The 19,733-nt window shown below is 44.0% G+C and carries 21 protein-coding genes; 19 read left to right on the forward strand and 2 right to left on the reverse strand.

Annotated elements, in window-relative coordinates; genetic code table 11:
* Positions 1-7 precede the first annotated feature (7 nt).
* The 19 genes from fliN to RGE70_RS05605 all read left to right on the forward strand — a co-directional run bounded on the left by fliN (position 8) and on the right by RGE70_RS05605 (position 17,667).
* Positions 8-388 (forward strand): flagellar motor switch protein FliN, encoded by a 381-nt coding sequence (gene fliN, locus RGE70_RS05515; protein ID WP_310470531.1) that lies wholly within the window; start codon positions 8-10, stop codon positions 386-388.
* Positions 389-401: 13 nt separating this feature from the next.
* Complete coding sequence (fliO, locus tag RGE70_RS05520; RefSeq protein ID WP_310470532.1) at positions 402-788, forward strand: flagellar biosynthetic protein FliO; 387 nt, start codon at positions 402-404, stop codon at positions 786-788.
* Positions 789-799: 11 nt separating this feature from the next.
* The gene (gene fliP / locus RGE70_RS05525; protein ID WP_375087933.1) at positions 800-1,534 is read left to right on the forward strand and encodes a flagellar type III secretion system pore protein FliP; all 735 of its coding nucleotides are present in this window, start codon (positions 800-802) and stop codon (positions 1,532-1,534) included.
* 7 nt (positions 1,535-1,541) lie between these two features.
* Positions 1,542-1,811: a flagellar biosynthetic protein FliQ gene (locus RGE70_RS05530; RefSeq protein WP_310470534.1), complete on the forward strand. Its 270-nt coding sequence runs from the start codon at positions 1,542-1,544 to the stop codon at positions 1,809-1,811.
* Positions 1,812-1,878: 67 nt separating this feature from the next.
* A complete protein-coding gene (gene fliR, locus RGE70_RS05535; RefSeq protein ID WP_310470535.1) occupies positions 1,879-2,682 on the forward strand; it encodes a flagellar biosynthetic protein FliR in 804 nt (267 codons plus the stop codon).
* A 57-nt stretch (positions 2,683-2,739) separates the two neighbouring features.
* Positions 2,740-3,873, forward strand: coding sequence for a flagellar biosynthesis protein FlhB (flhB, locus tag RGE70_RS05540; RefSeq protein ID WP_310470536.1), 1,134 nt, complete (start codon positions 2,740-2,742; stop codon positions 3,871-3,873).
* Between the two features lie 442 nt (positions 3,874-4,315).
* Positions 4,316-6,415, forward strand: coding sequence for a flagellar biosynthesis protein FlhA (gene flhA, locus RGE70_RS05545; protein ID WP_310470537.1), 2,100 nt, complete (start codon positions 4,316-4,318; stop codon positions 6,413-6,415).
* Between the two features lie 11 nt (positions 6,416-6,426).
* Positions 6,427-7,830 carry a flagellar biosynthesis GTPase FlhF gene (gene flhF / locus RGE70_RS05550; protein ID WP_310470538.1) on the forward strand — a complete coding sequence of 468 codons (1,404 nt, stop codon included), beginning with the start codon at positions 6,427-6,429 and terminating at the stop codon, positions 7,828-7,830.
* Between the two features lie 4 nt (positions 7,831-7,834).
* On the forward strand, positions 7,835-8,716 hold the full coding sequence (locus tag RGE70_RS05555; RefSeq protein ID WP_310472928.1) for a MinD/ParA family protein: 882 nt from the start codon (positions 7,835-7,837) through the stop codon (positions 8,714-8,716).
* Positions 8,709-9,428, forward strand: a complete 720-nt coding sequence (locus tag RGE70_RS05560; protein WP_310470539.1) for an RNA polymerase sigma factor FliA — start codon at positions 8,709-8,711, stop codon at positions 9,426-9,428. Before RGE70_RS05555 ends, RGE70_RS05560 begins: the two co-directional genes overlap by 8 nt.
* Positions 9,429-9,468: 40 nt before the next feature.
* A complete protein-coding gene (gene cheY, locus RGE70_RS05565; RefSeq protein WP_310470540.1) occupies positions 9,469-9,852 on the forward strand; it encodes a chemotaxis response regulator CheY in 384 nt (127 codons plus the stop codon).
* Positions 9,853-9,865: 13 nt separating this feature from the next.
* A complete protein-coding gene (locus tag RGE70_RS05570; protein WP_310470541.1) occupies positions 9,866-10,603 on the forward strand; it encodes a protein phosphatase CheZ in 738 nt (245 codons plus the stop codon).
* A 12-nt stretch (positions 10,604-10,615) separates the two neighbouring features.
* A complete protein-coding gene (locus RGE70_RS05575) occupies positions 10,616-12,790 on the forward strand; it encodes a chemotaxis protein CheW (protein ID WP_310470542.1) in 2,175 nt (724 codons plus the stop codon).
* 89 nt (positions 12,791-12,879) lie between these two features.
* The gene (locus tag RGE70_RS05580) at positions 12,880-14,019 is read left to right on the forward strand and encodes a protein-glutamate methylesterase/protein-glutamine glutaminase (protein ID WP_310470543.1); all 1,140 of its coding nucleotides are present in this window, start codon (positions 12,880-12,882) and stop codon (positions 14,017-14,019) included.
* Positions 14,012-14,665 carry a hypothetical protein gene (locus RGE70_RS05585; protein WP_310470544.1) on the forward strand — a complete coding sequence of 218 codons (654 nt, stop codon included), beginning with the start codon at positions 14,012-14,014 and terminating at the stop codon, positions 14,663-14,665. Before RGE70_RS05580 ends, RGE70_RS05585 begins: the two co-directional genes overlap by 8 nt.
* A 62-nt stretch (positions 14,666-14,727) precedes the next feature.
* Complete coding sequence (locus tag RGE70_RS05590) at positions 14,728-15,519, forward strand: ParA family protein (protein ID WP_310470545.1); 792 nt, start codon at positions 14,728-14,730, stop codon at positions 15,517-15,519.
* On the forward strand, positions 15,503-16,375 hold the full coding sequence (locus RGE70_RS05595; protein WP_310470546.1) for a chemotaxis protein CheW: 873 nt from the start codon (positions 15,503-15,505) through the stop codon (positions 16,373-16,375). The genes RGE70_RS05590 and RGE70_RS05595 overlap by 17 nt, the downstream gene beginning before the upstream one ends.
* Before the next feature lie 195 nt (positions 16,376-16,570).
* Entirely contained in the window at positions 16,571-17,059 is a 489-nt protein-coding gene (locus RGE70_RS05600; RefSeq protein ID WP_310470547.1) for a chemotaxis protein CheW, read from the forward strand.
* 200 nt (positions 17,060-17,259) lie between these two features.
* A complete protein-coding gene (locus RGE70_RS05605; RefSeq protein WP_375087903.1) occupies positions 17,260-17,667 on the forward strand; it encodes a DUF2802 domain-containing protein in 408 nt (135 codons plus the stop codon).
* A gap of 39 nt (positions 17,668-17,706) precedes the next feature.
* Here RGE70_RS05605 and RGE70_RS05610 read toward each other — a convergent pair whose 3' ends face one another.
* Complete coding sequence (locus tag RGE70_RS05610) at positions 17,707-18,015, reverse strand: EscU/YscU/HrcU family type III secretion system export apparatus switch protein (protein ID WP_310470548.1); 309 nt, start codon at positions 18,013-18,015, stop codon at positions 17,707-17,709.
* Between the two features lie 22 nt (positions 18,016-18,037).
* On the reverse strand, positions 18,038-19,591 hold the full coding sequence (locus RGE70_RS05615) for a hypothetical protein (protein ID WP_310470549.1): 1,554 nt from the start codon (positions 19,589-19,591) through the stop codon (positions 18,038-18,040).
* Positions 19,592-19,733: the final 142 nt, after the last annotated feature.

Raw genomic sequence — 19,733 nt, forward strand, 5'->3', positions numbered from 1 at the left:
TAAGTAAATGAGTACAGATACAGGTGATGACTGGGCTGCAGCAATGGCTGAGCAAGCAATTGAAGAAGCACAAGCGGTTGAGCTTGACGAGTTTAGCGGTGATGCTGCCCCTCTTAGCCAAGAAGAAGCATCCAAATTAGATGCGATTATGGATATTCCGGTCACCATTTCAATGGAAGTGGGCCGCAGCTTTATTAATATTCGTAACTTGCTACAGCTCAACCAAGGCTCTGTGGTTGAATTAGATCGTGTTGCCGGTGAGCCACTGGACGTGATGGTTAATGGCACCTTAATTGCCCATGGTGAAGTCGTCGTAGTTAACGATAAATTTGGTATTCGTCTAACCGACGTAATTAGCCAAACCGAGCGCATTAAAAAGCTTAAGTAGACAAGGATAACGGATGAGTGCTCAGCTCGTATTAGCCTCTTTAGGCAGCGTTGCCACTTCTGCACAGACCTCAGCACAGACCTCTGCAGCCCCTTCAAGTGTCGCCACGCTTGCTAGTATGGTAGGTGGGCTCATAGTTGTATTGCTGCTAATTTTTTTATTAGCATATTTGGTTAAACGTCTTAATTTAGTGCCGAGTAACCAAGGCGTACTGAAAACTTTAGCGGTAACGCCGCTGGGGCAAAAAGAGAAGCTGGTTTTGGTTGAGGTTGACGGTCAGCAATATTTACTTGGGGTTACGCCACACAATATTAATTTGGTGGATAAGCTCGCCATTCCCGTAGAATTGCCAAATGACTCGTTTGCGAGTCGTTTACGTCAAGCGAAGTCGTCACAATGATAAAATGGATTATGTTAATTTCAGGGCTGGCACTGTCTATGTTGGCCCCAACCGCATTGGCTGATACCGGGATTTTACCCGCTGTAACGGTTTCAACCGGAGCTGACGGTTCGACTCAGTACTCGGTAACGATGCAAATCTTGCTGTTAATGACAGCGCTAAGTTTTATTCCTGCTGCCGTTGTGATGCTCACCTCTTTTACCCGAATTATCGTGGTGTTGTCTATTTTACGCCAAGCCATTGGCTTGCAACAGGCACCGTCAAACCAGATTTTAATCGGGATCAGCATGTTTATGACATTTTTTATCATGTCACCCGTGTTTGATAAAATTTATGAGCAAGCAGTCAAACCTTATATCGAACAAGGCATGCCAATAGAGCAGGCGTTTAACACCGGTAAAGGGCCTTTAAAAGATTTTATGTTGTCGCAAACGAGGTTGTCTGACTTAGATACCTTTATTGAAATTTCGGGCTACCAAAATATCAATCAGCCCGAAGACGCACCGATGACGGTAATTATTCCAGCGTTTATTACCAGCGAGCTGAAAACAGCTTTTCAAATCGGCTTTATGCTGTTTGTGCCTTTTTTGGTGTTAGATTTAGTGGTCGCCAGTATTTTGATGGCCATGGGTATGATGATGCTGTCACCGATGATTGTATCTTTACCCTTTAAAATAATGCTATTTGTACTCGTTGACGGTTGGAGCTTAGTGATGGGTACCTTAGCCAATAGTTTCGGATTATAGGTAGTTTATGACACCCGAAGCCCTCATTGATATATTCCGTGAAGCGTTAGCCGTTATTGTCACTATGGTGTCGATGATCATTGTGCCAGGGCTTATTGTAGGCTTAGTGGTTGCAGTTTTTCAGGCTGCGACCTCTATTAACGAACAAACCTTGAGTTTTTTACCGCGCCTGCTTACCACCTTAATCGCATTAATGTTAATGGGTCACTTGCTGGTGCAGATCATGATGGAGTTCTTTTTACAAATGGTGAATATGATCCCGCAGGTAATAGGTTAGCCATGTTTGCAGTTACCCGGCCTGTTCATATTTTTCATGGCTGTGATAGCGTTGTGGCCGCGTAATTATGGATATTTTACTCGATACTATTATGGGCGGAATAGCCGGTTATATGTGGCCGCTAACTCGTATATCGAGCATGTTTATGGTGATGGCTGTTTTTGGGGCGACGACGACACCAACTCGAGTGAGATTGTTATTATCGCTCACCGTAACTGCCGCCATTGCTCCGGTTTTACCACCAATGCCCACTATTGAACTGTTTTCATTGACGGCAGTGTTTGTGACATTTCAGCAGATTATCATCGGCGTGTCGATGGGGTTTGCCTCCATACTGTTAATGCAAACATTTGTGTTAACGGGCCAAATTATTGGTATGCAAACCAGCTTAGGTTTTGCTTCGATGGTCGACCCCAGTTCAGGGCAACAAACTCCTGTAGTGTCTAACTTTTTCTTATTACTTACCACGATGATATTTTTAGCGGTTGATGGTCATTTAGTGTTGATTAGAATGGTGGTTGCTAGCTTTGAGACTATTCCGGTTTCAACCACAGGGCTGAGCTTAACCAGTTATCGCTTGTTCAGTGAATTTGTGGGCTATATGTTTGGCGCTGCGCTAACGATGTCATTATCAGCAATTGTGGCGCTATTGACCATTAACCTTTCGTTTGGGGTAATGACACGTGCTTCCCCGCAGCTCAATATTTTCTCGATTGGTTTCCCGGTCACCATGGTTAGTGGTCTGTTTATTTTGTGGCTTACCTTAACGCCAATTATGGCCCACTTTGGTGAAGTATGGCGTGAAACCCAACTGTTATTGTGTGATGTATTATTGCTGCAATGCAGTGTCGATGGTGGGCTGAATTTATGAGCCTATTTTTGTCGCGTTGTTTATTTACGATTAGCCTTGTTTTAGTCGAGCGTATCTATGGCTGAAAACGACAGCAGTCAAGAAAAAACAGAGGAAGCCAGTTCCAGAAAGTTGCAACAAGCCAAGGACAAAGGGCAGGTTGCACGGTCTAAAGATTTAGGCACCTCAGCAGTATTAATTGCCGCCTCAGTCGGGTTAGTGATGACGGGGCCCAATATCGCACTCGCGCTTAAAAATATCATGGTTAACTTGTTTAGCATGAACCGCCAAGATATTTTCGATACGCGGCAAATGATGTTGATCTGGGAAATGGTTGGTAATGAATTAGCGGCGCCGTTACTGGGCTTTATCTTGTTACTGGCATTAATTGCATTTGCCGGAAATATTGCGCTTGGCGGCATGTCGTTTTCGGCTAAAGCGTGCATGCCAAAACCCAGTAAAATGAACCCAGCATCAGGTTTAAAAAGGATGTTTGGTGTTCAGGCTGTAGTTGAATTAGCTAAAGGTGTGGCTAAATTTTTAGTGGTGGCGATAACCGCATACTTAGTGCTGAATTATTATCTCAATGATATTTTAATGCTGTCGCAAGATCATCTACCGGGTAATATTTATCATGCACTCGATCTGGTGTCATGGATTTTTATATTATTGTGTGCATCCACTTTTTTAATTGTTGCGATTGATGTTCCGTATCAAATTTGGAACCACAACAAACAGTTAAAAATGACCAAACAAGAAGTGAAAGACGAATACAAAGATACTGAAGGTAAGCCTGAAGTCAAAGGACGGATCCGGCAATTACAACGTGAAATGGCGCAGCGCCGCATGATGGGTGAAGTCCCCCACGCCGATGTCATAGTGGTTAACCCTGAACATTATGCGGTTGCGGTTAAATATGACGCGGCTAAATCAACGGCTCCTTATGTGGTGGCTAAAGGGGTTGACGAAGTGGCATTTAAAATTCGCGAAATTGCCCGCGAGCATCAGGTTGCCATTGTAACTGCGCCGCCATTGGCGCGTGCTATTTACCATACCACCAAGATTGACCAAGAGATCCCTGACGGCTTATTTACCGCTGTGGCACAAGTGCTAGCCTATGTATTCCAGTTGAAACAATACCAAAAAGGCAAAGGGCGGCGGCCAACTCCTATCCCGCGTGAGCAACCTATTCCAGAGGATTTGAAGTATTAGCTGGTTGAGATAGGTTAGTTTTAATCTATTACTTTAAACTGATGCAAACGGTTGTTATTGCCTACATGTTACCTACTCAGTCATTTATCCAATGGCAGTTGATATAAGCAGGCAAACAGGCAAAAAAAATGCGATAAAACTCAGAAACATTACTGCTATAAAGCAGTATGTTGCTGACAAGCAAAACTATTGCCTTAATACCAGCAACGTTAATTTGTCGAGACTAACTTTTTAAGTAATCAGCCTAAAACATGGCAGCGACACTGTTCGTTGGCAACATCGTATGAAAAACATTCGGTTGCTTAGCTTTTCATTCTTTGCGTCACTATTTCGGGTTATAGTATGCGCTGCCCGATGAACTGGGCATCGAGCCCGCGAATATACAGTTGGTATTAATTTTGCAGTGCCAGTAGCAAGCGTCAAAGATTGGAAATTAGTGTTAATGGCATTTAAAGCAAGTTTAGGGCAGTTAAAACAGATAAAGCTCGAACATATCAAAGGTTTTGGGACACCACTATTGGTTTTAGCCGCGTTGGCTATGATCATTTTACCCATGCCTGCTTTTCTACTCGATATCTTGTTTTCATTCAATATTTCACTGGCATTAGTCGTGTTACTGGTGGCTATCTATAGCGATAGACCATTGGATTTTGCTGCATTTCCCTCAGTGTTACTGGTCGCCACGCTACTGCGCTTGGCACTTAACGTGGCTTCAACACGTGTGGTGTTACTAGAAGGCCATAATGGCGGCGACGCCGCAGGTAAAGTGATTGAGGCCTTTGGTTCGGTGGTGATAGGCGGTAACTATGCAGTGGGTTTAGTGGTATTTCTAATTTTGATTATCATTAACTTTGCGGTAGTGACCAAGGGCGCGGGACGTATTTCAGAAGTGAGTGCTCGCTTTACACTTGACGCTATGCCAGGCAAGCAAATGGCCATTGATGCAGATCTTAATGCGGGGCTACTTTCACAAGAAGATGCCCGCCTAAGACGTGCGGAAGTAACCCGTGAAGCTGACTTTTACGGTGCAATGGACGGTGCGTCAAAATTTGTAAAAGGTGATGCGATTGCCGGCATATTGATCCTAGTGATTAATATTCTTGGTGGTTTTGTTATCGGTATGGCCCAACATGGGTTGGACTTTTCGTCTGCCATTGAAATCTATACGTTATTAACTATTGGTGATGGCCTTGTGGCTCAGATCCCAGGCTTATTATTATCAATTGCAGCCGCCCTGATGGTGACGCGTCAAAACGAGTCCGGTGACATGGGCGAAATGATGATGAGCCAGATGTTTGACAACCCTAAATCAATTGCGATAGCCGCAGGGGTTATGCTCGTGATGGGGTTAGTGCCCGGTATGCCGCATTTTGTGTTTTTATCCTTTGCGGCTATAGCAGGTGGCACGGCTTATTTTTTAAAGGTAAAAAAAGAGAAAGACCGACAGCGTGCACTTGAGTTGGCCAAAACTGGGCCGATAGAAAAACGCGATACTCAACCAAAAGAGCTTAGCTGGGATGACGTGCAACACGTTGACACTATTGGGCTTGAAGTCGGTTACCGCTTGATCCCTCTCGTTGATAAAGGTCAAGGAGGCGAACTGCTGGGGCGCATTAAAGGCGTTCGCAAAAAGTTATCACAAGAGTTGGGCTTTTTGGTGCCAGCGGTGCACATTCGTGACAACCTCGATTTATCTCCCAATTCGTACCGGATCTCATTAATGGGCGTATCTTCAGGTGAAGGGGAAATTCGTCATGACTGTGAGTTAGCCATTAACCCTGGCCAAGTGTTTGGAAAACTTGACGGTATTGAAACCACGGACCCCGCATTTGGCTTAGAAGCAGTATGGATTGCACCAGATCTTAGAGAACATGCCCAAACCTTAGGCTATACCGTAGTCGATGCTGCAACGGTAGTCGCGACTCACATTAGCCAGTTGTTGAGCAATAACGCATCTAAGTTATTGGGTTATGAAGAGGTACAACAACTGCTAGATATGCTGGGTAAAAACGCGCCTAAATTAGTTGATGGCTTTATTCCAGATGTCATGCCGCTAGGCACCGTCGTTAAGGTTATGCAAAACCTACTTAATGAAGGGGTGTCAATTCGCGATATGAAAACGATTGTTCAAACTCTTTTGGAGTATGGACCTAAGAGTGCTGACACCGAAGTGCTCACTGCTGCAGTACGTATTGCCTTGAAGAGGATGATTATCCAAGAGATCAGTGGGCCTGAATTAGAGATCCCTGTCATTACTTTGGCGCCAGAGTTGGAACAGATGTTGCATCAGTCAATGCAAACCACTGGAGGTGAGGGTCCTAACATAGAACCAAGCCTTGCAGAACGTATGCAAAAGTCATTAGTTGATGCTACCCAGCGCCAAGAAATGGTGGGCCAGCCAGCAATATTGCTAACATCTGGCATGCTACGTTCAACATTATCAAGATTTGTAAAGCATACGATCCCCAATCTGAGGGTGATCTCTTATCAAGAGGTTCCAGATGAGAAACAGATCCGCATCGTATCCGCAGTTGGGAAGTAGAGGGCGAATAATTGAAGATTAAAAGATTTTTGGCAAAAGACATGCGTTCGGCCCTAGCTCAAGTTAAAGAAACTCTGGGTTCAGATGCAGTCATTATGTCGAATAAAAAAGTGACTGGCGGAATAGAAATTGTAGCGGCAGTGGATTATGACGAGCCAAAACCAAAGATCTCTGCAGCAGCGCCGTCTCCTTCAGTGTTTACCGACCTTAAGGATGAAACCGTTACACTGGGCAAGCGTGCAAATATTAAAGCTGAAACTCGTGCTCAAGCTACTCCTGCTCCAGATTCACTACAAGCGCTGCTTGAACGTCAGCAAAGCCGCGTAAGTCAGCACACATCAGCAAACCGTAGTGAAGAGTTGGACATGCCAGAATGGGCTAAAGGGCTGCAAGCTCAAGTGCCAAATGCCAATAAACAGCCAGCGAAAGCTGAGTTTACGCCTCACAGAGCACCAGACAGCTTTAGTCCTCAAAAGCAAAACAATAATGCTGAAATGGACGCCATGAAAGAGGAACTCGCGTCAATCCGTAGCTTGCTGACACACCAAGTGAGTGCGCTAATGTCGGAGCAAAAAAAGCGCATCGATCCGGTCGGAGCCATGTTAGAGAGTAAATTACTCGAAGCTGAGTTTTCACCGATGGTAGCCAAAAAACTGTCAGACTTGAGTGAGCATTACACGCCAGCGGAGCTAGTGGCTTCTTTACCGCGTAGTTTAGCTAACTTACTTGATAACCAAGGTGACGATATTGTGCGTCAAGGTGGTATCGTAGCGTTTGTTGGGCCGACTGGTGTAGGAAAAACCACCACAATAGCTAAAATAGCGGCCAGATATGCAGCACATCATGGTTCAGATCAAGTCGCTTTGATAACAACTGACCATTATCGCATTGGAGCCTTTGAGCAATTGGCAACTTATGGCAAAATAATGGGATGCCCTGTTAAACAGGCGCATGATATTAACGAGTTAGAACAAATTTTATATCAATTCAGAACACGTAAGTTAGTTTTGATTGATACCGCCGGAATGGGTCAGCGAGATCTGAGACTCTTCCAGCAACTTGATAACTTAACGGCAAATAGCAGATTACCTATTCGAAGTTATCTGGTAATGTCAGCTACTGGACAGCGTCGAGTGCTTGAGGACGCCGTCAAACAGTTTACTCGTATACCGCTTAGTGGCGCGGTATTAACGAAGTTAGATGAATCAGTATCACTCGCGCCAGCGCTAAGTGTGTTGATTCAAAGTGGGTTACCTTTGAGTTATGTGACGGATGGACAACGCGTTCCTGAAGATATGCAAGTGGCAGACACGTTAGCTTTAGCCAACAGAGCATTAGCGGTGTTAGATAACAAAAAAATTGAACCATTACCGAACAGTGAACGGTCGCAAGAAATGACCTATGCATTTGAGTGAAAACATGACTCCCGATCAAGCAAGCGGTTTACGTATGATGAATCAGCCAAATAATGATAAAGTAAAAGTTATCGCCGTATCCGGTGGTAAAGGTGGCGTTGGTAAGACTAGCGTCTCAATTAATACTGCAGTCGCGTTAGCTGAGAAAGGCAAACGAGTATTGGTTTTAGACGCCGATTTAGGCTTAGCTAATGTGGATGTGATGCTAGGTTTACGCGCTGATAAAAATTTATCTCATGTTTTGTCTGGCGATGCCGATTTAGATGATGTCATCTTAAGAGGACCAAAAGGCATTGGGATCATTCCTGCCACTTCTGGTACTCAGGCCATGGTTGAATTAACCCAAGCACAACATGCAGGGTTAATCCGTGCATTTAGTGAAATGAGAACTCAGTTTGACATTTTAATTGTTGATACTGCAGCAGGCATTTCAGATATGGTGCTGAGTTTTTCTCGTGCTTCACAAGATGTGTTAATTGTTGTGTGTGACGAACCAACCTCAATTACAGATGCTTATGCACTGATTAAAATTTTGAGCCGTGAACATGGTGTGTTCCGCTTCAAGATTGTGGCAAATATGGTGCGCAGTTTACGCGAAGGCATGGAACTTTTTGCCAAGCTGAGCAAGGTAACTGATAGGTTTCTTGATGTGGCATTGGAGTTGGTGGCAACAGTTCCATTCGATGAAAATTTACGTAAATCGGTAAGAAAGCAAAAGCTGATTATTGAGGCGTTTCCAAAGTCTCCGGCATCGATTGCTTACCACGGATTAGCGAATAAAATTATGAGCTGGCCAGTGCCGTCACAGCCTGGCGGACATTTAGAATTTTTTGTTGAACGTTTAGTTCAACGACCTGATTACCAAGAGGAAAAATCAGGTGAGTAAAGCGGCAGCATATACTCGTGTTGATAATAAGACGTCTATCGTTGAGCAATATGCGCCATTAGTAACAAGAATCGCCCATCATCTATTGGCGCGTTTACCAGCGTCGGTTCAACTCGATGACCTGATGCAAGCTGGTATGATGGGGCTGTTAGAAGCGGCGTCAAATTTTGATGGAACTAAAGGCGCGAAATTTGAAACCTTTGCGGGTATTCGAATTCGCGGTTCAATGTTAGATGAAATAAGGCGTGGTGACTGGGTACCAAGATCGGTACACCGTAATCAACGCCGTGTTGCCCAAGTCATTGATGAATTAGGTCAAGAACTTGGGCGCGATGCTCGTGATTCGGAAATCGCTGAACGGTTAGAAATATCGCTAGATGAGTACTACGGCATTTTAAATGATGTGTCAGTAGGAAAAATCGTCGGGATTGAAGACCTCGGTGTGACAACTGATGTAATTCATCATGAAGACAGCCATAAAGATGACGCATATGAGTCTTTAGCTGAAGTAGAATTTCATTCAGCCTTAGTGGAAGGCATAAAATTATTGCCAGAGAGAGATGCTCTAGTATTGTCACTGTATTACGATGAAGCATTAAATTTAAAAGAGATTGGGGCCATTCTTGAGGTCAGTGAGTCTAGAGTTAGCCAGATCCATAGTCAGGCTATGTTAAGACTCAAAGGTAAACTCAAGCATTGGACGCAAACATAACAATAAACGAACGCCAAAAATAAGCTCCGCGGAGGAAACCTTGGACAAGAATATGAAGATTCTTGTTGTTGATGACTTTTCAACAATGAGACGTATCATCAAGAACTTGTTGCGAGACTTGGGATTTAGTAACACTCAAGAAGCAGATGATGGTTCGACAGCCTTACCTATGTTACAGAAGGGCGATTTTGATTTTGTCGTAACCGACTGGAATATGCCTGGAATGCAAGGTATTGATTTATTAAAGGCGATTCGTGCCGATGATAATTTAAAACATTTACCCGTACTAATGGTAACAGCGGAAGCGAAGCGTGAACAAATTATCGCTGCTGCCCAAGCTGGCGTTAATGGTTACGTTGTTAAGCCATTTACTGCAGCAACACTAAAAGAAAAGTTAGACAAAATTTTCGAGCGATTAGGCTAAGCAAGGATGAGCAATGCAGCAATATACTTCAGGGCTCATTACTCTCGAACAAGCTGAGAGTCTTGTTGCGTTATTGCGCGATCAAGAGCAAAACAAAGCTGATGACCTATTAAGAGAGATAGCGTTACCGCTCCAAAAAGAACTCTTTGATGAAGTAGGTCGCTTGACGCGTCAACTTCACAGTTCTATTTCAGAATTTCATCTGGATAATCGTCTAGTTGAACTCGCCAATACCGAGATCCCTGATGCCAAAGAGCGCTTGACCTACGTGATAGATATGACGGAGCAAGCTGCTAACAAGACCATGGATGCCGTCGAGGAGTGTTTACCTTTAGCCAGTGCGTTGAGTAATAATATTCAAGCTGTCAAACCGGCCTGGGATAAACTCATGCGCCGCGAGTTACCACTCACTGAATTTAAGGTGTTGTGTCACGATATTCAACAATTTGTTGAAAGAAGTGAATCCGATGCTGGTAGAGTTAAAGAGCTATTAAATCAAATACTTTTAGCACAAGATTTCCAAGATCTTACCGGCCAGATGATCCGCCGTGTCATTGAACTTGTACGAGAAGTTGAAAATAGCCTAGTGGGTATGTTGACCGCTTTCGGTGAGCAACCCACTTTAATGACAGATAGTGCCCCCGCGGTGAATGTTGAAGCAGAAGGTCCCATTATGAACGCCGAGAGCCGTCAAGATGTGGTGACGGGACAAGATGAAGTTGATGATCTGCTTTCAAGTTTAGGTTTTTAAGGAGTCAAAAGAATGTCCTTTGATGTAGATGAAGAGATACTGCAGGACTTTTTGATTGAAGCTGGCGAAATTTTAGAGCTTCTACAGGAACAACTCGTAGCGTTAGAGAATAACCCTGACGATACCGATCTGCTCAATGCGATTTTCAGAGGTTTCCATACTGTTAAAGGCGGTGCCGGTTTCCTCAGTTTGACTCCGATGGTTGATGTTTGCCATGAAGCTGAAAATACGTTTGACCTATTACGCACAGGCAAGCGTAATGTGAGTGCAAACTTGATGGATGTGATCCTCCAAGCCGTTGACTCTATTAACTCTATGTTTGCAGAAACACAAGCGGGTCAACCGCAGTCACCTGCCAATGCCGAACTATTGTTACAGCTCAAAACACTCAGCGCAGGCAAGCTATTGCCGTCTGAAATTGCAGATGCACAAACAAGTGCTCCTGTTGAAGTTGCCACCACCGTGGCCGCGCCTGTCGTTACACCAGAACCGGTAGTTGAGGAGCCAGTTGGAACTGTGGCACCAGATATGACCTCTGGTGGCAGTATTGACGATATTAATGACGACGAGTTTGAAGCTTTACTTGATGCTTTGCATGGTAAAGGCAAGCATCAAAGTGCAACTAGCCCTGCAATGGCCGATAGCTCAGCAGCTTCTGACGACATTACCGATGATGAGTTTGAATCTTTATTAGATGAGTTGCATGGCTCTGGGAAGTTTTCAACAACAGCAATGCCTGACAAAGCCGCTGAGCCAAGCGTTGCTGTCGCAGTCGACTCAGATGAGATCACTGATGATGAATTTGAACGGCTGCTCGACGAGCTGCATGGTTCGGGGAGCCCGGTTGCGGCGGTACCTGCAACGACCGTTCAACAGCCTGAGCCCGTAGTACAGCCGGTGACTCCACCGCAGCCTATTGTTGCTCCAGTTGCCGCGCCGCAGGTTAATGCTGAAGTTAAACCTGTTACGGCCGCTAAGCCTATCGCTAAAGCCAATAATACGCCACAAAGTGAAACAACAGTTCGAGTTGACACTTCTCGACTTGACCAAATCATGAACATGGTCGGTGAGTTAGTATTAGTCCGTAACCGTCTATTAAGCTTAGGTGTTTCTCGTGATGACGAAGAAATGTCAAAGGCACTGGCAAACTTAGATCTCGTCACAGCCGACTTACAAGGTGCTGTGATGAAAACACGAATGCAGCCGATTAAGAAAGTTTTTGGTCGCTTCCCACGTGTTGTAAGAGATTTAGCGCGCACATTAAATAAAGAGATTGATCTTATTATGGTTGGTGAAGATACCGACCTTGATAAAAATTTGGTTGAAGCATTAGCCGATCCGTTAGTGCATTTAGTGAGAAACTCTGTTGATCACGGTATTGAATTACCAGATGACCGTGAAGCAATGGGCAAGCCTAGAACGGGTAAAATCACCCTTTCAGCTAGCCAGGAAGGCGACCATATTCTGCTTAAAATCGATGATGATGGTGCAGGGATGGATGCTAATGTACTGAAAAACATTGCTATCAAACGCGGTGTGTTAGATGAAGATACTGCGGCAAGAACCACCGATGAAGAAGCCTACAACCTGATCTTTGCTCCCGGTTTTTCAACCAAAGAAAAAATTTCAGATATATCAGGCCGTGGTGTTGGCATGGATGTGGTGAAAACTCGCATTACCCAATTAAATGGCACCATTTTTATTAATTCAATGCTAGGTAAGGGCACACGTATAGAAATTAAAGTACCGCTAACATTGGCAATTATGCCAACGTTAATGGTCGAAGTTGCCCAGCAAGTGTTTGCTCTACCTTTGTCGAGTGTGAATGAAATATTCCACTTAGACTTGACTAAAACCAACGTGGTAGACGGTCAGCTAACCGTTATTGTGCGTAACAAAGCAGTACCATTATTCTATTTAGAGCATTGGCTTACCCGCTCTCAATCGTCATTAGTCCATGGTGACAAAAAACACGGTCATGTAGTTATCGTGCAGCTAGGTACCATGCAGATTGGCTTTGTGGTTGATTCGTTAATTGGTCAAGAAGAAGTGGTGATAAAGCCGCTGGGTACATTATTACATGGTACGCCAGGCATGGCTGGAGCTACCATTACCTCTGACGGTGGCATTGCGTTGATTTTAGATGTTCCAGGCTTACTTAAGCATTACGCTCGCAGTAAAAGTTAACGTGATATAGAGCTAAGTTAGGCGTTGACGGCTAACTTAGCTACGTTTGCCGTAGCCAAGCTGGCACCCCATGCGTTATAGGATTATAAATGGGCATTAAAGTATTAGTTGTTGATGATTCAAGTTTTTTTCGACGACGCGTAAGTGAAATTGTGAATCAAGACTCAAGTCTTGAGGTGGTTGGGACGGCAAATAATGGTCTCGAAGCTGTTCAGTTAGCCAAAGAGCTTAACCCGCAAGTCATTACGATGGATATTGAAATGCCTGTGATGGATGGGATCACTGCAGTTAGAAAAATTATGGCTAACCAGCCAGTGCCCATTCTCATGTTTTCGTCATTAACTCATGACGGTGCTAAAGCGACATTCGATGCGCTAGAGGCTGGAGCGCTCGACTTTCTGCCAAAAAGATTTGAAGATATCGCCACCAATAAAGACGATGCTGTTGCTTTGTTGCAGCAACGGATTAAAACTTTGGGAAGGCGTCGATTATTTAAGCCAGCAACAAGACCTAAAGCGGCAGTTACAATTGCTCGGCCGGCGGCAATTATGCCGTCAAGCACTGAACGCTCAAAATTATCCACTAGCACTTTGTCGCAGCCAACCCAAACTGCAGATAGACCTCATAGTCGTGCCAATGTGGTTGCTCGTGCTAGCGGGAAAAAATACAAGGCGTTACTAATAGGCACCTCAACGGGTGGGCCTGTAGCGCTACAAAAAGTGTTAACGCAACTGCCGGCTAATTACCCGCATCCTATTGTGCTCATTCAGCATATGCCTGCGGCATTTACACCAACGTTTGCTAGCCGTCTAAATGGGCTGTGTAAAATTGAAGTTAAAGAAGCTGAGACCGGTGACCAATTGCGAGCAGGCTGCGCCTACCTAGCCCCAGGCGGCATGCAAATGATGCTTGAGCGTGGCGGTCGTATTAAGGTGTTAGCTGGAAAAGAGCAAATGAACTATAAGCCCAGTGTCGATATTACCTTTGGGTCTGCGTCTAAAGTGTTTGGCGGAGATGTACTAGCCGTTGTATTGACAGGAATGGGCGCTGATGGCCGTGAAGGGGCGCGGATGCTTAGAGCTGCTGGGGCCAACATTTGGGCACAAGATGAAGCCAGCTGCGTGGTTTACGGAATGCCGCAAGCGGTGATTAATAGTGGCATTGCGTCTAAGTCTATTGGCATTGACTATATGGCTGAATCAATTTTAAAAGAAACGTTTAATGGTTAACCGTAAAGTACCGCTCAATACAATAACAGTGCAATTTGGCACGGCAAACACCATCTATCTGTTAATCATTTTTCTGCTTAGTGTCACCATATTTACCCTTGGCTCATTTTATATTGAGCTTAAGAATAAAAATGCATTGTTGCGTGAACGAGTGGCAGAATTAACGGATAGCCAAGTGCTATTTATGGTGCCAGACGAGCAAGCTGCAGTCATGGCGAATTGGATGGCTGATAACCCTGAGTTTGTACAATCATACGTATCTCAAGCACGTAACGGCGAACCAACGGTTATGCCTGTGGGGGCGGGGGCAATTGAGGAGCCTGACAGTGTAGCGACTAACACTAACGTTGAGGTTCCTCCTCGTGAGGCACCTTTGGAGTTAGTTATGCCTGATACCGCTCGGTTAATTGATGCACGTAAGAGCAATGCAGAGATAGTTGAACTTAAAAATGCTGGCGTTGAACACGTTGATGTTAGTAAGGCGATTGCATTAGAGCCGATTAGTGAGGCAGGAGCAAAAGCTAGCATTGGCGTTGGCTCTGAGCCTGCAGCCGCTATTAAAATGAAGGTCGATGAAGATGGGGTGAATTATATCAGCTTGCCTCACGGTGGGATCCGGATCACAACCCGAGCGCCAGAAGACTAAAGTCTACCCTAACGCGAGTTAAGATAATTTACCGCAATGATATACCTCTTATAAGGATCATTTTGAAGATTTGGACCATAGCAAACCAAAAAGGTGGTGTTGGTAAAACAACGACGGTTGCTAGCTTAGCAGGCGCGTTAGTTAAGCGTGGTCAGCGAGTTTTAATGGTGGATACTGATCCTCATGCGTCATTAGGTTATTACTTAGGCATTGACAGTGAAGAGTTACCGAGTTCGCTTTATGACCTATTTATTGGCCATAAAACACTGACACAGGATAAGGTGGCGCAATATATCATCCCCACCAATGTGTCGGGGCTAGATTTGATGCCTTCAACCATGGCACTTGCCACCTTAGACCGCAGCTTAGGCCACCAAGAAGGTATGGGGCTTATTTTGACCAAAGCCTTAGCGTTAATAAAAGAACAATACGATGTTGTGTTAATCGATTGTCCGCCTGTTTTAGGGGTGCTAATGGTTAATGCATTAGCTGCAAGCCAACATATTATTGTACCTGTTCAAACTGAATTTTTAGCGATTAAAGGCCTTGATAGAATGGTGAAGACCATGATCTTGATGGGGCGTTCAAAGAAAATTCAATATAGTTATACCATCGTACCAACAATGTACGATAAACGTACACGTGCCAGTGGCGCGGCTTTATTGATATTAAATGATGACCACAACAATCATTTGTGGCCAGAGGTTATCCCCGTCGATACAAAATTTAGAGATGCGAGTTTAAGTCATCTACCAGCTTCACATTTTGCGCCACGTAGTCGTGGCGTTAAAGCTTACGGCCGATTGTTGGACTATTTGCTGTCGAAGGAATTGTCACATGTCAAAATTGGTTGATGATCCCGTTAGTGATTATTTTTCATTGTTACTGCATGATCCCACCGTCGATGAAATGCCTGCGAGTGAACCGTTGCAGCACATAGCAATGACGAGTTTGCCGCAACATGAGCCTATAGTCGACGCTGTTACATATGCGCCTGCCGAGCGCGAGTCTCAGCTTAATCAACAAGCATTAACAGCGTTATTGGCACCTGTGTCTGTTGCACAAGAGCTTGAAAACAACATTCAGCCACAAGTGGTCGACGCGCCTGCAGTGACCCCCATTGTGGATGAAAGTATTATTGCTATGCCAGTCGATGAGACTGCACCGACTGAAGATAGCCTAGACGTTGATGCTCTCAAACCCAGTGTTATAAACAATAACCCAGCTACGGCGGTGAATATTACCGAGCAGTTATTGGAACAGTTGGATGAAGAGTTTCAGGTACTCTTTTTTCAGGTTGCTGGTTTAACCCTTGCCGTACCTTTAGTTAGTTTGGGCACCATTGTAAACCTTGGGCGCATTAATCACTTAGTAGGGCGAGCCACTTGGTATATGGGAGTGCAGCAGCACCGCAATACTCAGTTAAATGTTGTTGATACTTGTGCGTGGGTTATGCCCGAAAAATATGATGATAACTTGGCACAAGCAGTGGATTATAAATATATCGTTGTGCTGAAAGACAGCAACTGGGGCTTAACCTGCGAGTCACTAGTTAATACGGTTAAAATCAACAAATCCCAGGTTAATTGGCGCCATCAAGCAGGAAAAAGGCCCTGGTTAGCCGGGGTCGTTAAAGAACAAATGTGTGGCATTTTAAGCGTTGATGCATTGATTGAAATGCTCGACGCTGGCCTTGGTTGCCAAGGCTAGTTTTAGCGCCAATTGCCCTGAACCACAATAATGGCAGCGAGAATGTAGTATTGAGTTTAGAAATATTAAAATTGGCCGATAGACTGATAAGTTTTTAATATTTTTAGACTAAATTGATTGGTTTGATGAGCGTAGAAAGATATGCTTATTCAGTAATTAAAATGGATAGTTAGCAAACTATTGATTGAGGCAAATATGACAAGTTCTAATAGTGTAGCCGCAAAAGCTAATGACGATGCGGTTTTACAATGGGTGACGTTTAAGCTAGATAACGAAACTTACGGCATTAACGTGATGCAGGTACAAGAAGTGCTGCGCTTTTCTGATATTGCCCCAGTGCCTGGTGCGCCACATTACGTGCTCGGTATTATCAATTTACGTGGTAATGTTGTCACCGTGATTGATACTCGCTCTCGTTTTGGGCTCGCGTCAGCTGACGTGACGGATTCAACTCGAATTGTCATTATTGAAGCTGAAAAACAGGTGATCGGTATACTTGTCGACAGTGTTGCTGAAGTGGTCTATCTACGTCGCTCTGAAATAGATAATGCACCAAATGTTGGTACTGAAGAAAGTGCCAAATTTATTCAAGGCGTGAGCAACCGTGAAAACGAACTGCTCATCTTGGTTGATCTCGATAAATTGTTATCTGATGAAGAGTGGGTTGAACTGACGCAAATTTAAATAATTAGCGCAGCCAATTTGAGCGCTTTTATCTGAAAAGTGCTCATTTAAATGGCTGTATGAAAGCGAGCAAACTAGGTAAAAGCCTAATTTTTGATTTAAAGTACCGACTACCACCTGTTAACCCAGCTATTTTTGCGTGCTGAATGTAGCACCTCCAACCGGGTTGGGTATATGTTTATACAAAAGAAGAGAGATAAATGATTACTGAACAAGTGCTTATTGCTATTGCACTCGCGTTTGTTGTTTTTGTTGTTGGTTTAGTATTATTTTTACATAAACAAAGCGAAAAACTACAAATAAAAGTGGAAGCATTAACCTTATTGGTTAAAGACGGCGATAAGCAAAGAGAAGCGGTAAAACGTGAGTTACAGGAACTCAGAAGTGGCACTATTGGTGTTGGTCGGCGAGTACTTGAGCTAGAAAAGAAACTGCAACAACAAGATGTCAAACTTGATGAAGCCAGCCAACAAGATCCACAGGCCAAATTGTACTCAAGAGCGATGAAAATGGTCGGTTTAGGTGCCGGCATTGACGAGCTGATGCATGAGTGTGAATTACCAAAAGCAGAAGCAGAGCTACTTCTTCGGTTACATGGTAAAAACTAGTTGCTAATTAGTAGCTTAAATGCTGATCTTTAGTATTAATTATACCTCCTCCATTATTTTTTGATGCATATTATTCCATTTTTCTGGAAATTTCCCCTCAAGTACGTAAGTAAACGCAATGAGTTCGGCAATCACTAAGTAAAGAGCTTCAGGTATAGTCTCTTCAATACTGAGTTGCTGTAGAAACTCACATAGATGTTCGTCTTGGTGAATGTGCACTCCTGCAGCCAAGGCGAGCGCTACCATCTCCTGTGCAACAACATCCTCTCCCTTAGCAGTCACCTTTGGTGCCGTGCCATGCTCGTACTTTATCGCCACCGCCTTCGTTGATTTTGAATCGCTGTGCATGTAAAGACCTCTTCTATTGGGGTTAAACGTTGACCTTAATCAAGTAGTGATCGCCGGGTAATAATGTTGCTGCAACGGCTTGAAGCTGTGTATTAACCGCAGTAATCGAGAGCCCTAACTGGGTTATTTTTTTACTTAGACTTGGGCTTAGCATATTGATTTTTGTTAATAGCTCTTGGTTGTCACTGGTGAAATTGACGGCTAACTGTAGCGCGTTATTATCGCGATGTTTTGCTTCATTAGTGTTCCTAGCTAATGCGCGAGCCGTTATCCCCGCAGTATTGGCGGAAACAGTGACTAATAGTGGGCCGCTAGAGAGATTAAATTTGAGTCTAAGTTTCCATGTCTGCTCACCATTAGTTTGGTTTTTTTGCTGCTCAATATGGCCTTCAAACTGCTCTTGATAATGATTTACAGAGTAAGGAATAGTAAAGTACCAATGGTTAACACCGTCAACAGCGCCTGAGTGCTGCTGATAAAGGCTTACATTGTTGATTAACGCCTTTAATGGTTGGGTTATGCGCTCGTTATCCATTAAAGCTAAGAATTGATCCGGTAGCCCAAGCGTTGCTTGTAATTGCGCTATTTTTGCCGTGAAATCTACAGAGGGTTGGTGGCTGACTCTACGGCCGATAAGTAACTGACACAATAAGCTGACGGTGCTGATATGAGTGTTAGGATTGCTTGACCATGTGCTTGGATCAATATTATGACTCATGGCGCCCAATAATTCTTGGCGCAATAGCTTGGGCTCTGACAGCGACGAAAGTGTATTAGGACTTAAATTGGGCATTAACTTAAATAATGCACTGGCTAAGCTTGAGGGGAAGCTTTTATTAGGCTGCGAATTAGGGGGAAGGCCACCGGCTTTAGTCAAGGCGTCCATTAGAAAATGTGGCTGCGGCGATGATGCCTTGTCAGCGTTTGGCAATTGCTGCTCGAGTGTTGATTTGGCGTTAGTTGTAGATAACGTGTTTAATGCCTGAAATAGCAGCTTGTAGTTTACACTGGCATCAGTTTTTACGGTGTCTGCTGCTGGCATTGGCGTTGTAACGGCTAATACAGGTTCCGAAGTCGTAACAGGGGCACCTAAGTTAATTGGGATACTCGTTTGAATAGGTGTTACTTGTAGGCGTAATTGTTGATTTTTGGCTGTTATTGCAACAGAGTAGGGGCCATCAGCAAGCTTGCTTAATATCGGCAGAGGCAGTGTTTGCCCGTTGGTAAATTGCAGAACCCCACCGATATTGTCAGCGGTTGGCAGTAAATATCCCATTTTATTTTTGCTTACTTTCAACAGTTTTTTTTGTGAAATTCCATTTGTCGCAGCCAGAGAGACGATTGATTCTGGCAAAGGGAAAAGCAAAGATTGACCTAGCAGGAGTAAATGTATTTGCTTGTAATAACTGGCTATTACGGGTTGCTGTATTATATTGAGTAGGTAGGAATGCGCGTTAGCAAGTTGCTTTTTTGCCATAGGGTTTATTTTAATGGAATATGCTTGCCCTGCTAGTTGCAGTAAAACAGCCTCTTTAGCAACGGTTAACTCTACTGGCAGTAATGAGTTTGACTGCATCGCTGCGAGCTTATCGCCGACAGAGTGTAAACTTATAGTGTTTATGTTGGTTGTGTTCAAAAACTACCTGCTTAAGTGATTAAAATGGTAATGAAATATCACAAAAATGTATTTGACCAGATCGTTTATCTGAGTATGCTTA

This window comes from Shewanella youngdeokensis (assembly GCF_033180165.1).
In the GTDB taxonomy this organism is placed as follows: domain Bacteria; phylum Pseudomonadota; class Gammaproteobacteria; order Enterobacterales; family Shewanellaceae; genus Shewanella; species Shewanella youngdeokensis.

Bases quoted from the DNA above. Each gene is read 5' to 3' on its own strand.
- fliN (WP_310470531.1), top strand. From the start codon at position 8: ATGAGTACAGATACAGGTGATGACTGGGCTGCAGCAATGGCTGAGCAA.
- fliO (WP_310470532.1), top strand. From the start codon at position 402: ATGAGTGCTCAGCTCGTATTAGCCTCTTTAGGCAGCGTTGCCACTTCT.
- fliP (WP_375087933.1), top strand. From the start codon at position 800: ATGTTAATTTCAGGGCTGGCACTGTCTATGTTGGCCCCAACCGCATTG.
- RGE70_RS05530 (WP_310470534.1), top strand. From the start codon at position 1,542: ATGACACCCGAAGCCCTCATTGATATATTCCGTGAAGCGTTAGCCGTT.
- fliR (WP_310470535.1), top strand. From the start codon at position 1,879: ATGGATATTTTACTCGATACTATTATGGGCGGAATAGCCGGTTATATG.
- flhB (WP_310470536.1), top strand. From the start codon at position 2,740: ATGGCTGAAAACGACAGCAGTCAAGAAAAAACAGAGGAAGCCAGTTCC.
- flhA (WP_310470537.1), top strand. From the start codon at position 4,316: ATGGCATTTAAAGCAAGTTTAGGGCAGTTAAAACAGATAAAGCTCGAA.
- RGE70_RS05555 (WP_310472928.1), top strand. From the start codon at position 7,835: ATGACTCCCGATCAAGCAAGCGGTTTACGTATGATGAATCAGCCAAAT.
- RGE70_RS05570 (WP_310470541.1), top strand. From the start codon at position 9,866: ATGCAGCAATATACTTCAGGGCTCATTACTCTCGAACAAGCTGAGAGT.
- RGE70_RS05575 (WP_310470542.1), top strand. From the start codon at position 10,616: ATGTCCTTTGATGTAGATGAAGAGATACTGCAGGACTTTTTGATTGAA.
- RGE70_RS05580 (WP_310470543.1), top strand. From the start codon at position 12,880: ATGGGCATTAAAGTATTAGTTGTTGATGATTCAAGTTTTTTTCGACGA.
- RGE70_RS05585 (WP_310470544.1), top strand. From the start codon at position 14,012: ATGGTTAACCGTAAAGTACCGCTCAATACAATAACAGTGCAATTTGGC.
- RGE70_RS05595 (WP_310470546.1), top strand. From the start codon at position 15,503: ATGTCAAAATTGGTTGATGATCCCGTTAGTGATTATTTTTCATTGTTA.
- RGE70_RS05600 (WP_310470547.1), top strand. From the start codon at position 16,571: ATGACAAGTTCTAATAGTGTAGCCGCAAAAGCTAATGACGATGCGGTT.
- RGE70_RS05605 (WP_375087903.1), top strand. From the start codon at position 17,260: ATGATTACTGAACAAGTGCTTATTGCTATTGCACTCGCGTTTGTTGTT.
- RGE70_RS05610 (WP_310470548.1), bottom strand. From the start codon at position 18,015: ATGCACAGCGATTCAAAATCAACGAAGGCGGTGGCGATAAAGTACGAG.
- RGE70_RS05615 (WP_310470549.1), bottom strand. From the start codon at position 19,591: ATGCAGTCAAACTCATTACTGCCAGTAGAGTTAACCGTTGCTAAAGAG.